Below are 12,575 nucleotides of genomic sequence, written 5' to 3'. Positions count from 1 at the left end.
GTGTTGGTTCCAAGCTGGCGGTAGTTTAATCCCTGAAGTAAACCTACCTTGGGGACGCCATGACAGAGATTATTGCGATTTGGTCATGCCAAGGACGAACAAGTGAACCGGTTGAACGAGAAACTGGTGCCGGTTGCAGGAATCGAACCCGCGACCGTCCGATTACAAATCGGGCGCTCTACCTGCTGAGCTAAACCGGCATTATATGCTTCCTAAACGTTTTGGGGCTTATGGTGCAAGTGCGCTCTGCAATTGACCGCAGATGCTGTGTCTTTATTCTTTCTTGGGGGATCTTTTTGGCATGATTTTAAAGCTTCAAGGCCTTCCCAAACGGCTACCCCTCTAGGTATTCGCACAATTTTACCACCTTGACACGTTGCAACCAAGGCCGCTCCAGCCTAGTAAATTCAAAGATGACTGGCTTTACCAAATGTATTAAATGAGGGCGCAGATGGCGCAAACTGTAGGATCAGCCGTTGAACAAGTCGGCCTTGAGATTAATCATACGCTCGTAACCAGTGATTTTTTGCTGGACTATCTTCCTATCATTGTTTTTCTGGGGCTAGCGGCAGCCCTTGGTTGCGCCTTTATAATGGCCAGTTTTGTTTTGGCCCCATCCAGTCCTGATCCTGAAAAAGTATCGACCTATGAGTGCGGATTCAACGCTTTTGACGATGCGCGGATGAAGTTTGATGTGAAATTCTATCTGGTTTCGATCCTATTTATCCTCTTTGACTTAGAAATCGCCTTTCTGTTTCCCTGGGTTTTGGCCCTCGATGAGCTAGGCCCCTTTGGTTATTGGTCGATGATGAGTTTCCTTGGAATTTTGTTGGTAGGCTTTATCTATGAGTGGAAGAAAGGGGCCTTAGAATGGAACTAAAGCTTCCCCCGCGCGGCGGTATGCTTCCGGTAATGAATGAAAAAATTGACTCAGTCATACCCAACGATCCTTATTTTTCTGGGCTGTCTGATGAATTGGCCGATAAGGGATTTGTTGTTGCTGCCACAGATGATTTGATCACTTGGGCTCGTACTGGTTCTTTGATGTGGATGACGTTTGGTTTGGCGTGCTGTGCGGTTGAGATGATGCAAGCCGCCATGCCGCGCTATGATATGGAGCGGTTCGGATTTGCCCCGCGCGCTAGCCCACGCCAATCTGATGTTATGATCGTGGCTGGCACCTTGACCAACAAAATGGCACCGGCCTTGCGTAAGGTTTATGACCAAATGCCAAACCCACGCTATGTCATCTCCATGGGTTCATGCGCCAATGGTGGAGGTTATTATCATTATAGTTATGCAGTCGTTCGTGGCTGCGACCGCATCGTTCCAGTCGATATTTATGTCCCTGGATGTCCACCCACAGCAGAAGCCCTGTTGTATGGTATCTTACAATTACAAAAGAAAATCCGCCGTGAAGGAACGATTGAGCGATGAGCACATTGGTTGCATTACAAGACCGCCTGACCGCAGCGCTCGATACCTCAATCCTTTTGGTGAACTTAGCTGGGGGTGAACTAACGCTTACGATCAAGCGTGACGACAATTTGGCTGTTCTGCAACATCTGCGCGATATTGAGGGATTTACTTCCTTTGTAGATTTATGCGGAGTTGATTATCCTGAACGGGTAGAACGCTTTGAGATAGTCTATCACCTTTTATCCATGAGCAAGGCTAACCGCGTGCGGGTTAAGCTTTCAACCGATGAAGATACCCCAGTTGACTCCGCCTCTGGTCTTTGGCCCGCGGCTGAATGGTTTGAGCGTGAAGCATTCGATATGTATGGCATTTTATTTTCCGGCCATCCAGATTTACGCCGCATACTTACTGATTATGGTTTCCACGGCCATCCGCTGCGCAAAGACTTCCCCCTCACTGGCTATAATGAAGTGCGCTATGACGAAGCCCAAAAGCGGGTGATTTATGAGCCGGTAAAGCTGGTTCAAGAGTATCGCAATTTCGATTTCCTAAGTCCCTGGGAAGGGATGCTGTCCGGCGATGAGAAGGCAGTAGAATAAAGATTGTTAAATATCTCTTCGCCCCCTATGGTGTTATTCAATAGTCAAACTGTCGCGAACTAATCTGTGAACAAACCTAGCGACTTGCTTAAAGTTATCAACCAAGTGGATCAATGCGCCGGTGTGATGAGCTTTATGTGTTGGGTAGGCTGAAACGTGTCTATGACCTCATCTTGGGCCACAATGAATTAAGTGTGGGCAACTTTAGGGACAGATTGACTTAGCTTGCTTGACCAGCGGTTTTAGGGGTGAATCGGTTTATCAGCTTCCAAGGTATTTGGCGTTTTAACGCTCCGTTTTTCTCAGTTATGGGCCAATTGGAGCACTGACTTGGTTTACCTTTTAGCCAATGGCAAAGCTAGTCCTGTTGTGCCAGCATGTTGGATAGAATCATGTTTGGTAAAAAGCATGGCGGGTCGGCCACCGGTCTGGGTCTCCATCGCGCCTGTAGATACGACAAGGCCTGAGCGCTCTAAGGTTCGGCGGAAGTTTTGTTTATGTAGAGGCACACCGCACAAGGCCTCGACCAAATCTTGCAGCATACTGAGCGTAAACCGCTGCGGGGCTAGATCAAACACAATCGGGCGATAGCGGATTTTAGCACGTAATCGGCCCATGGCCGTGGCCAGGATGCGACGGTGATCAGAGACCATGGCCTCGCCAGCATAGTCAGTCGTGGTCATAGGTATGAAAGATGGGTTGGATTTAGCCCGGTCGCGAGCGGCTTCTTGCACAAGGCCAGCTTCATATAAAAGCTCGTATCGTTCAAGGACATGCGATTCGTTCCATGACAACCCGTTTAGACCAAAGGCTAAAGCGACCCTGTTTTGTCGCTCTGGCGTTGTGGCCCAACTACTCAAAGCGGCAATGATTGCCTGCACTGCCCGCGTACCCGACATGGTCCGCTGATCCTCCCAAGGCAAAAATCGATACCAATCCGCCCAAATACCCGCCCGTCTTTGGCCATCGATAATGCTTCCAGCTAAGGCAATATAGCCAACCGAAACAATGCGATCCCCATCGGTGGATAGGCCCATATCCGCGACAGGGGCTTCACGACCTTTGTCGCCAAACGTATATAATTGTTCAACATAGCCTAAAGCAAAGCCGGTCTGGGCGGTCACAAAATCGCGCACCGCCAACTCAAAGGTACGATGGCCGACTGGGTCGAAACTGCCAAAGGGCAATCCAATCGCTGGTTGCCCGCCACTCAATAAAACTTCAGGACCTTTAGCACCCGCCGCCACAACCACAGCAGATAGGCCAATAATCACGCGGGGAGAGGCTGTCACCTAAACCTCCCACCGGGCTGGTAAATCGAAGGCTACACCTTCAAAACAATCTTCACCACGGCCTATGGCATCAACCGCTTCTACCATTTTGCCTCCCCGACACAACAGATCATCCCCACAAGCGGTCAGAAGGCGGTTAGGTGAGGCTGTTGGCGAGAATTCACGGATGAAACTGGCAATGATGTGGGGTTCGATGTCTGGATTAAGCGCACACGCGACGATAAAGGCTGTAGCGGTGGATCGCGATACCCCAGCCCAACAATGCACCACCAAAGGCGCGGCTTGGTCCCATGCTTGAATATGATCTAATATGGCACATACATGTGCCGCCGCAGGGCTGATTAAGCCTTCTTGGCTGGAGGTGGTGTCATTGAGCCCTAACTTCAAATGGGTTGTGGGCGAGACACCTACAGGGGTATCAATCATAGAGCTTGGGTCTAGGAGTGAAATAAGCCCCCATGGATTCAGCCGTGCGACCGTGGCATGAACACGAGACAGGGAACACACAGAGATGAAAGGCATCAAGGGATCTTTCTTTTGGTGTTTGTGGGGGCTAAGGCATCGATCTGGCTGATTAAGCTGTGATGGCGTTCAAGATAGGCGGTTTGGGCTTGGCGGGTTGGCCAAGGTTGAAGAGTGAGGGTATAGCCAGCTGGTGGGGAGCCAAACAATTGGGTTGCTTCACTGATGCTAAAGCCCGCTACTTGTGTTGCTTCAAAAAATGCACTGACCCGATCAGCCTGTTTGATCAATTGTTTTAGAGCCAAGGGGGTCGTGGCTGGTAAGCCAAAACGAATATGAATCGCGCGCTCTAATCGATCTTCAAAAGTCCGATAATTCATGCCAAGAGCGTTTTTAAATGGACTAATCATATCCCCAACCACATATTCAGGCGCATCATGCAACAGAGCAATCAAGCGATCCTGCGGGCTTAAATCTGGGGCAATATGGTGGGCGATCTCCTCGACCATCAAACTATGTTGGGCCACACTTAAAGCGTGATCCCCGGTTGTCTGCCCGTTCCACCGCGCCACTCTGGCCAAGCCATGAGCAATATCTCCAATCTCAATATCTAAGGGGGAAGGATCTAATAAATCTAAACGGCGCCCTGAAAGCATGCGTTGCCACGCGCGCGGTGGCGTTTTTCTCTCATAGGATTGAAGTGTTTTTGGCATGCGTGAAAGTTTTGGTTTGGCCATAAGTCTCATCTGGTTAAAATGGCTTGTGCTAGCCTGAGTGGCTGCCTAAATCTATAGCATGACACGACGGCATGACACGATAAGGTGACAGGATAGGGTGAAGGAGCGTATGTGCAAGGGTGACTACTAGCTGGGGTGGGATTCACCAAAACCCATGATGCAACACCAGCGTTTGACCGCGTTGATGGAGAAAGATCATGAGCCAAGTTGAAATCCTGATGCCCTTATTGGGGGACAAGTCAGATGTCGATTTGATGGCACATACCCAAAAACTTGCGGCCATGATGAATGGGCAAGTGGCGTGTGTCTTCACTCAATCCGATCCAGCCGATATGATGGCTTGGTCAGCGGATGGCGCTTTTGCCGCTACTTCTGTCGGGCTCATTCAATCAGCCCGTGACGGCAATGACGAAGCATGGGACATTGTACGTAAAAGAGTAAAGTCGCTAGGCTTTCGATCTGATAACCTATGTGTAGAACGCTTGATTGGACGGGCGGATCGGTTATTGGCACGGCGCGCGGCTTTGAGCGATTTGGTGATCTTTACCTGTGAGACTGCACGGGGAAAAACCTCCATCTCACCTCTGTTTGAAGCGCTGTTGATGGATGCACATGCCCCGATCTTCATTCCAAGAAGACCCATATCTGATCTCGCTGGTGTGGCCTTGATCGCATGGGACGGCAGTGTAGAGTCAGGACGTGCTGCCAAAGCGGCATTGCCACTCTTAAAGCATGCCAAGTCAATTATCATCATCCAAGCTGTGGGGGCGCAGGACGATTTAGACAAGCAGTTGAGTGAGCCTGCGCGCCTGCATGCATGGCTTTCCCGTCATGGTATCGCCTCACAAATTGAGCAGATTGAAGCAAGCCACGAGGCCGCCACCGATATTCTTATAGCCTGCGCCAACCATGGGGCTGGCCTTTTGGTTTCAGGGGCTTATGGCCATTCGCGTGCCCGAGAATTTATCTTTGGGGGAGTGACACGCACCTTGATCAAGACGGTTACAAGCCCATCTCTTTTCATGTGTCACTAGCAATCAGGGCCCATGGGTCACTTAGTTCAACGGAGTAGGATATGACAGATCTCACACGAATCATTTTGCGTTTGGCCCGTAACCCGCAAGTAGGTTTTCCAAGTGGCGATGCACGTCATGGTTATAGCTTAGTTGCTCCATTACGCTCGGATGGGCATCTTGATGTAGCGGCGTGGCAAGCTCACCGCGCCAAATGCACAGTACGTCGTTTTGATCCCAGTCCTGATCATGGCGGCCCAGAAATTGCCGACGGTTTACTTACCCATCACGGTACACGCTGGTATTTCCATTATGATGAAGCTTTTGAAGGCCCTGATGAAAATGTAGATCATTTGGGGGAGCATCGTTTACTGATCGGGGATTATGTGACCATCACAAGGCGCGGGCAAGCTTTGACTTATCAAGTCGTGGAAGAAACAGACATGACATAGGACCGGCATTGTCACAGTCCTAGCGACAAAACCGGTCAGTTTTTGACTTCAGTTTGAAGGAAGTTTTATCGATCGTTGGCTTTTGTTGGACCCTTTATACAATCATCCAATTATGCGGGCTGTGTTAGCGGCATTATAGCCTATGCCCATCCGATTATGAGCTAAAAGCACCCCTAAATGCCCCAACACCCTTTATCAATTATTCTTCATGGCCGGTCTCATCCTCAGCGATCTAGCGATAAACATCCCGACAAGGCTGGACGTTAAATCCAAGGTCACTATGGTTTGTTCCCGGGGCAGTTCATTTTCTTTTGCGTATTGGGTAAAGCTAGCTGGAAAATCCTGTTACTCGTGGAGTTCATTCTTGATAATATTTTTTTGGCAATAGTGCACCGCCGTTTTGGATTACTCTATTGCTGGCTTTAGTGGCAAACTTGTGGTCAATTTTTGGCAGTTGGCTTTGTTCTAATCGTTACGCGATCAGGCTTATTCATGTAAATTTTAAATAATCAGCCCGCGTGGTCCGCTAATTGCTTCATCCATGAAGATTTCAAATGCATGTCTGATCTCGCGTGGTGGATCGGCAAGCCCAGACAAAAGTACGGTCAGATGCTTATCTCCCAGCTTACGCCAATGGCGTGCTTGCCACCGCCGCCAGAACGGCCCATGATCAGGACGCACAATCACCAGGCTAAACCGTGCAACAAGGTCAATCTCTAACACAGCAATTTTGGGCAAGCTCATCAGGCGGGCTTGGGGCCTTTCGAGATAGGTAATTTGACCGATCGCTTGCCACGGGATCAACCCTAAACCATCCAATCGAAATCCGTCTTCACAAAGCTCAATCGCAGGTTTGGATGGTTTAAGGACGGGCGCAAAATGAAACAATAATGCCAACATACAGCCGATAGGTGCTATAGGAATGGTTCTAACCAACACCATGGTACCAAGCGCCGCCATGCCAAAGAGGCCAAGACCCACCCAAACAAAAGCCCAAGCCGGCCGTGGGTCAAACTGGGATGTAAAGGACCGTCCCAGCACATGTGGCCGCACGGAAGGCTCCACCAATTTATCCCCCCATTTGCCCACGGTGCCGCAGGACGTGATCGGCGAGTACACATGCCATCATGGCTTCCCCAACTGGCGCTGCCCGTATCCCAACACATGGGTCATGACGGCCCGTCGTTACCACAGAAATTTCTTCAAGATTGCGGTTTAAGCTTTTAACTTCTTTAAGAATAGATGAAGTTGGCTTAATGGCAAATCGCGCCACGATATCTTGTCCCGTACTGATCCCACCTAAGATGCCACCATTATTGTTGGAGGTAAAATAAGGCTGACCATCGTTACTGCAACGCATTTCATCGCTATTGGTTTCGCCATGAAGAAGGGCTGCACCAAAACCCGCACCAATCTCCACCCCTTTAACCGCGTTAATCGACATCAAAGCGGCGGCTATATCACTATCCAGTTTTGCATAGATCGGTGCACCTAAGCCAGCTGGAACCCCACTCGCCACCACTTCAAGGACCGCCCCAGTTGAAGTGCCATCTTTACGAATATGATCCAAATAGTCCTCCCAAACAGGAACAATAGATGCATCAGGGGCAAAGAACGGATTGAGCCTTGTTTGACCCCAATCCCAGTTAGCGCGATTGATGTTATGTGGCCCAATTTGGATCAAGGCGCAGCGAATTAGGATAGACTCCCCTAGAATTTTTTTGGCAACGGCACCTGCCGCAACACGTGCGGCCGTCTCCCGCGCGCTTGAGCGGCCACCGCCACGATAATCGCGCACGCCATATTTGATGTCATAGGTATAATCGGCATGGCCGGGCCGCCAGCTGTCGCGAATTTTTGCGTAATCCTTGCTGCGTTGATCTGTATTCTCAATCATGAGGCTAATGGGTGCGCCCGTGGTCACTTGCCCGCCAGTGCGGTCATCTTCAAACACACCTGACAAAATACGAACCTCATCTGCTTCGCGCCGCTGTGTGACAAAGCGGTTGGTACCGGGTTTGCGGCGGTCAAGATCGGATTGAATGTCCTCTGCGGAAAGCGCGATGCCAGGGGGGCAACCGTCGATCACACAGCCCAAGGCTGGCCCATGGCTTTCACCCCAGGTGGTAACGCGGAACAGATGACCAAAGCTATTGTGTGACATAATGCCTTCTTAATTCGACTCATTGGATTGTGCGAAACTTATTCTTGTGGATGAGTCTCGCTTGGTTCAGTGGCTGGCCAATTACGCTGTCGCACCACTGTGACGGTGCATGGCGCGTGGGCAGATACTTGCGCGGATACGGCTCCTAGTAAATTGCGCATAGTGCTTTCAGCACGTGCACCCATGATGATGTGATCGACATAATTTGCACGTGCATAGTCTAAGATGGCTTCTGCGGCATTCATGGCTTCCGGCACGTGATAAGAAACGGCTTGCTTACCAAGGCCTAAAGGACCGGCCCAGTGTTTGAGTGCAACAATACCCGCCACATGACGATTGGGGGTAGATACCGCCAAACTTAGATCAAGCCCGCCTGCATGATGACTAAGCACTGTCATACAAACCGTGCGGGCCTGTGGGGTTGCGGCGAGCGTGCTTTGAAGTTTATCACGCAAGGCCCATCCCAATGGGCCATTGATGGTTCTTGGGTCAAGCGCGACTAGAATAATGGGTGCTGCTGCAAACTTGCTTTGGCTCGCCAGTTTACGCGCTGGCGCATAAGTGTCGGGGTTAAACTTGCGACGTAGTGCGGTGAACCAACTGTCTTGAAATTGTCTTTGACCGCGTGGGGTTAACTTGATTTGCTCTGGATTGTTAAGATCGAACGCGACTTGGGCGGCCGTTGGATAACGCTGTTCAGGGTCAGGTTCTAGGCAACGCAATATCACCTCTTGCAGCCAGTTGGGAATGTCGCTTCGCCACCGACGCGGTGGAATGGGATCGCGCCATAGCCTCTCTTTAAGACCTTTTAAGCTTATCGGATCACCAAAGGGCCGCACGGCTGTGGAAAAAAAATACATCAAGACACCCAACGCGAATATGTCAGACCGACGATAATTGCGGACACCAAGCACTTGTTCGGGTGCCATATAGGGGGCAGTGCCATAAGGTAGACGAAATTGTTCGGCCATCAAATCGGGCAATTTGGTGTGATGGGAAAGGCCATAATCAATCAAAACCGCTTCCCCACTTGGGCGAAACAAAATGTTGGAGGGCTTAAGATCTAAATGGATGACATTTTGGCGATGGAGAGAATCAAGCGCGCACGCCAATTTAATGCCTAAAGCGGCAACTTCTTGGGGCTCTAATGGCAGGGATTTGAGTTTGGGTAATAATGTTTCACCAGCAATTTCCTCAACCACTATATAGGGCTGGTGCGTGTAATCGCCGACGCCAAATGTTTTGGGCACATGCAATCCAGACAGCCGAGGCAGGATCATCTGCTCCATCTCAAAACTGACAATAGCGGCAGGATCTTTGCCATTGGCGAGTTTGGGCACTTTCATCAGTAAAGGGAAGGGTATATCTTGATGCTTACAGCGCCATAGAACCGCCATACCGCCACGATGAACGATGTCGCCTATGGTGAAACCATCGATCTGCAAGCCTGTTTCAAGTAATCCCCCTGGCATCAATCATCGACCCATATATAAGCGTGTGGCCAAGCGCTGTGGCAGACCTGCAGCTTGGATCGCGGCGGCGGCGGCATCTATATCATAGGCAAGGCGGCGAAACTGTAGTAAATGGGTGGCAGGATCATATAGACCATAACCAGCCAAAGGATTTCCGTCGCGCGGTTGGCCAACACTGGGCAGTACAACCTGCCAGCGCCGCGAAGTTAATAGCGGCACTTCGGCTTCCCCGTCAGGAATAAATTTAGAGATTGTGCCATCGCTGGCCAATCCGTAAATCGCAGGTAGGTGCACGTGGCCAGAGATAACAATCCGGTGCGGAACGGCCTGTAAGGACACAAGGGCGCTCCTACGATCGGTAACATAACGCCATTTTTCCGGTTCTGATGCATCGCCATGCACATAAAAGCGATCATCTTGCGTGATGGTCATGGGCAAAGCATCTAAAAATGCTAGTTGCTCTGGAGTTAATTGCCGACGCGTCCAATTGGCAGCTTGGGCCGCGGTTTCATTCATATCGCGATCAAAATCAGCGGCCATATCATCATGATTGCCCTTAAGGGCCAATGCCCCTTGGGCCACCAAGTCTTGTATCCGAGTTAACACCAAGTCAGGATTGCCACCATAGCCCACAAAATCTCCCAAAAAGACAAATTGGCGCGTACCAATGCCCAATGCATCATCTAGGCAGGCGTCTAAAGCCTGAATATTGGAATGAATGTCGCTCAATAATGCGATCATCAAGAGCTTCTCCCATTGGCTTGGACATCTTATAGGCTAGGTCAGCTTTTCTGTCGCCACAGCAAAACTGTTTGTTAAGTCCAAGCCGTTCCTGCTTTACTGCTCAACCACATCTCCCGCCTAGTCATTGTCGCCATCGCATTCTAAATGCACAAGCCAACCATATCACGAAAGCGCCTGACCCATGACTGCGACACCCTCCTATGACTATGATTTGTTTGTGATTGGAGCTGGTTCAGGTGGCGTGCGGGCGGCACGGATGAGTGCGGCGTTTGGGGCCAAAACCGCTATAGCTGAAGAATATCGTATTGGCGGCACTTGTGTGATCCGGGGTTGTGTGCCCAAAAAACTACTGATCTATGCTTCTGAATTTGGCCACGAGATGGCCGATATTGCGCCGGGTTATGGCTGGACATATGCAGGTGTCAAGTTTGACTGGCCGACCCTGCGCGACAATGTAGCCGCCGAAGTTGATCGTTTAAGTGGTATTTATGCGCGCAATCTACGCAATGGCGGTATTAAAGTCTTTGAAGCGCGCGCAGAGCTGATCGGGCCACATGAAGTCCATCTTTCTTCAGGTACCATCATTAGCGCCAAAACCATCCTGATCGCGACAGGAGGTAAGCCCGCGATCCCCACTGACGTGCCGGGGATAGAGCATGCGATCACTTCCAATGAAGTCTTTTTACTCGATACTTTACCCAAGTCCATTCTGATTGCCGGGGGTGGTTATATCGCCGTAGAATTTGCGTTTTTATTGAAGGGCTTGGGTGTAGATGTTACATTGCTTTATCGTGGGGATAACGTGTTACGAGGGTTTGATGATGATGTGCGTTTACACGTGCATGGAGAACTTAAGCGTAAAGGTGTACGCGTCATCACGCATTGTAGGGTGTCCTCAATTGATAAGAGTGTGGCAGGCCTTAGCGTGCGCTTAACCAATGGCCAAGCTCTAGGAGTAGATGCATTAATGCTAGCGATAGGGCGCGAGCCATATAGCGAGGGACTTGGTTGTGAGGCGGCAGGATTAACACTTAAACCCAATGGTGCCATCATGGTTGATGCTTATTCGCAGACTACAGTTCCCTCCATCTATGCGGTTGGTGATGTAACCGACCGTAAGAATTTGACCCCTGTAGCCATTCGCGAAGGAGCGTGCTTTGCCCACACCGTGTTTGGCGGCCAGCCCATGGCCTTTGACCATGATACGATTGCTACCGCCGTATTCTCCCAACCCCCCACGGGAACTGTTGGCCTATCAGAAGCCGATGCACGGGCCAAATATGGGCCGGTTGATATTTATAAAACGACTTTTAGGCCGATGCGCTATGTCATGCCCAATGATGAAACACGCATGCTGATGAAGCTAATCGTCCGGCCAAGTGACGATGTGGTGATCGGTTGCCATATGGTTGGGCCAGATGCGGCAGAAATCATTCAAGCAGTCGGTATTGCGGTGAAATGCGGCCTAACAAAAGCGCAATTTGATGCAACTTGCGCCGTGCACCCCACGGTCGCGGAAGAATTGGTCACCATGAAGGAAAAATGGGTCACAACCTCATAAAGGGAAGAAATCTACCCATCCTTGTGTCGCTTAAGCTAAATCTACTTGCATAATCTTAGTGTTGTTAGTCATTCTGTAACCCATTGGTAATACCGAAGAGTAATCGTGTTTGTGAGTAAGATTCCACCAACTTATTCGGGATCAATTGGTCATGCGTCCATTAAATACCGTGCGGCCCACATCCGTTTTATTAGCAGAATCCAATCCCCAACTCCGAACAGCCTTTCGCTCGGAACTATTATATAATGGCTTTAGCAACCTAACCGAAGTGACCGAGTCGCGGCATTTTGTTGAGGCCGTTTCCAATCAAACATTTGATGTTATTTTATTAGATACGGGTATTCGAAATCTAGACCCGATTGCCGCAACACAATTGATTCGCGAAGGCAGTTTTGGTCTCAATAAGCATGCAGCGATCATGTTCTTATCGCAACGCACGGATGCTGGATTTGTGATGGAAGCCCGTGAAGCTGGGATGACAGAATTCATGGCCAAACCCTTTTCAACTGCTGCTTTTATCAAGCGCGTGATCCATGCTGTTGAACGTCCTCGATCTGGGGCCAGTGTTGCACCTCATTCCAATGCACAATCCCCTAACAAACTAGGTGAGATAGATCTTGATTCTGTTGGTCAATTCAGGCGCTAATGTACCAAATGAGA

14 protein-coding genes and 1 tRNA gene are annotated in these 12,575 nt (G+C 50.0%); 7 read left to right on the top strand and 8 right to left on the bottom strand.

The features are described from left to right. Nucleotides 1–124 precede the first annotated feature (124 nt). Nucleotides 125–200, bottom strand: a tRNA-Thr gene (locus PsB1_RS01155). Nucleotides 201–451: 251 nt separating this feature from the next. Here PsB1_RS01155 and PsB1_RS01150 point away from each other — a divergent pair. From PsB1_RS01150 to PsB1_RS01140, 3 genes are read left to right on the top strand one after another with little or no spacing between them, the layout of a single operon-like run. Beyond that, nucleotides 452–880 (top strand): NADH-quinone oxidoreductase subunit A, encoded by a 429-nt coding sequence (locus PsB1_RS01150; protein WP_284358537.1) that lies wholly within the window; start codon nucleotides 452–454, stop codon nucleotides 878–880. A 20-nt stretch (nucleotides 881–900) separates the two neighbouring features. Next, the gene (locus PsB1_RS01145) at nucleotides 901–1,437 is read left to right on the top strand and encodes a NuoB/complex I 20 kDa subunit family protein (RefSeq protein ID WP_284358650.1); all 537 of its coding nucleotides are present in this window, start codon (nucleotides 901–903) and stop codon (nucleotides 1,435–1,437) included. After that, a complete protein-coding gene (locus PsB1_RS01140; RefSeq protein ID WP_284358535.1) occupies nucleotides 1,434–2,018 on the top strand; it encodes an NADH-quinone oxidoreductase subunit C in 585 nt (194 codons plus the stop codon). Before PsB1_RS01145 ends, PsB1_RS01140 begins: the two co-directional genes overlap by 4 nt. Nucleotides 2,019–2,353: 335 nt before the next feature. Here the strand turns inward: PsB1_RS01140 and PsB1_RS01135 are convergent, their stop codons facing one another. The 3 genes from PsB1_RS01135 to PsB1_RS01125 are packed head-to-tail and all read right to left on the bottom strand — an operon-like array spanning nucleotide 2,354 to nucleotide 4,428. Continuing rightward, nucleotides 2,354–3,310, bottom strand: coding sequence for an NUDIX hydrolase (locus tag PsB1_RS01135; RefSeq protein ID WP_284358534.1), 957 nt, complete (start codon nucleotides 3,308–3,310; stop codon nucleotides 2,354–2,356). After that, nucleotides 3,311–3,832, bottom strand: coding sequence for a tyrosine phosphatase family protein (locus PsB1_RS01130; protein WP_284358533.1), 522 nt, complete (start codon nucleotides 3,830–3,832; stop codon nucleotides 3,311–3,313). Beyond that, nucleotides 3,832–4,428, bottom strand: a complete 597-nt coding sequence (locus tag PsB1_RS01125; RefSeq protein ID WP_320412707.1) for a YfbR-like 5'-deoxynucleotidase — start codon at nucleotides 4,426–4,428, stop codon at nucleotides 3,832–3,834. The genes PsB1_RS01130 and PsB1_RS01125 overlap by 1 nt, the downstream gene beginning before the upstream one ends. A gap of 278 nt (nucleotides 4,429–4,706) precedes the next feature. Here PsB1_RS01125 and PsB1_RS01120 point away from each other — a divergent pair, with 278 nt between their 5' ends. Continuing rightward, entirely contained in the window at nucleotides 4,707–5,543 is an 837-nt protein-coding gene (locus tag PsB1_RS01120; RefSeq protein WP_284358532.1) for a universal stress protein, read from the top strand. A 41-nt stretch (nucleotides 5,544–5,584) separates the two neighbouring features. Beyond that, nucleotides 5,585–5,974: a YwiB family protein gene (locus PsB1_RS01115; protein WP_284358531.1), complete on the top strand. Its 390-nt coding sequence runs from the start codon at nucleotides 5,585–5,587 to the stop codon at nucleotides 5,972–5,974. Nucleotides 5,975–6,475: 501 nt separating this feature from the next. Here the strand turns inward: PsB1_RS01115 and PsB1_RS01110 are convergent. The 4 genes from PsB1_RS01110 to PsB1_RS01095 are packed head-to-tail and all read right to left on the bottom strand — an operon-like array spanning nucleotide 6,476 to nucleotide 10,351. Then, nucleotides 6,476–7,027 (bottom strand): hypothetical protein, encoded by a 552-nt coding sequence (locus PsB1_RS01110; RefSeq protein WP_284358530.1) that lies wholly within the window; start codon nucleotides 7,025–7,027, stop codon nucleotides 6,476–6,478. 16 nt (nucleotides 7,028–7,043) lie between these two features. Next, entirely contained in the window at nucleotides 7,044–8,138 is a 1,095-nt protein-coding gene (aroC, locus tag PsB1_RS01105) for a chorismate synthase (protein WP_284358529.1), read from the bottom strand. 38 nt (nucleotides 8,139–8,176) lie between these two features. Beyond that, nucleotides 8,177–9,610, bottom strand: a complete 1,434-nt coding sequence (locus tag PsB1_RS01100) for a serine/threonine protein kinase (protein ID WP_284358528.1) — start codon at nucleotides 9,608–9,610, stop codon at nucleotides 8,177–8,179. A gap of 3 nt (nucleotides 9,611–9,613) precedes the next feature. After that, nucleotides 9,614–10,351: a metallophosphoesterase family protein gene (locus PsB1_RS01095; protein ID WP_284358527.1), complete on the bottom strand. Its 738-nt coding sequence runs from the start codon at nucleotides 10,349–10,351 to the stop codon at nucleotides 9,614–9,616. Between the two features lie 184 nt (nucleotides 10,352–10,535). On the opposite strand from PsB1_RS01095, the gene gor reads away from it, so the two are divergent. Beyond that, nucleotides 10,536–11,915 carry a glutathione-disulfide reductase gene (gene gor / locus PsB1_RS01090; RefSeq protein ID WP_284358526.1) on the top strand — a complete coding sequence of 460 codons (1,380 nt, stop codon included), beginning with the start codon at nucleotides 10,536–10,538 and terminating at the stop codon, nucleotides 11,913–11,915. A gap of 151 nt (nucleotides 11,916–12,066) precedes the next feature. Continuing rightward, nucleotides 12,067–12,561: a response regulator gene (locus tag PsB1_RS01085; RefSeq protein WP_284358525.1), complete on the top strand. Its 495-nt coding sequence runs from the start codon at nucleotides 12,067–12,069 to the stop codon at nucleotides 12,559–12,561. The last annotated feature ends 14 nt before the right edge of the window (nucleotides 12,562–12,575 follow it).

The organism is Candidatus Phycosocius spiralis (assembly GCF_030158815.1).
In the GTDB taxonomy this organism is placed as follows: Bacteria; Pseudomonadota; Alphaproteobacteria; order Caulobacterales; family Aquidulcibacteraceae; genus Aquidulcibacter; species Aquidulcibacter spiralis.
This window is presented reverse-complemented; position numbering and strand designations above follow the sequence as displayed.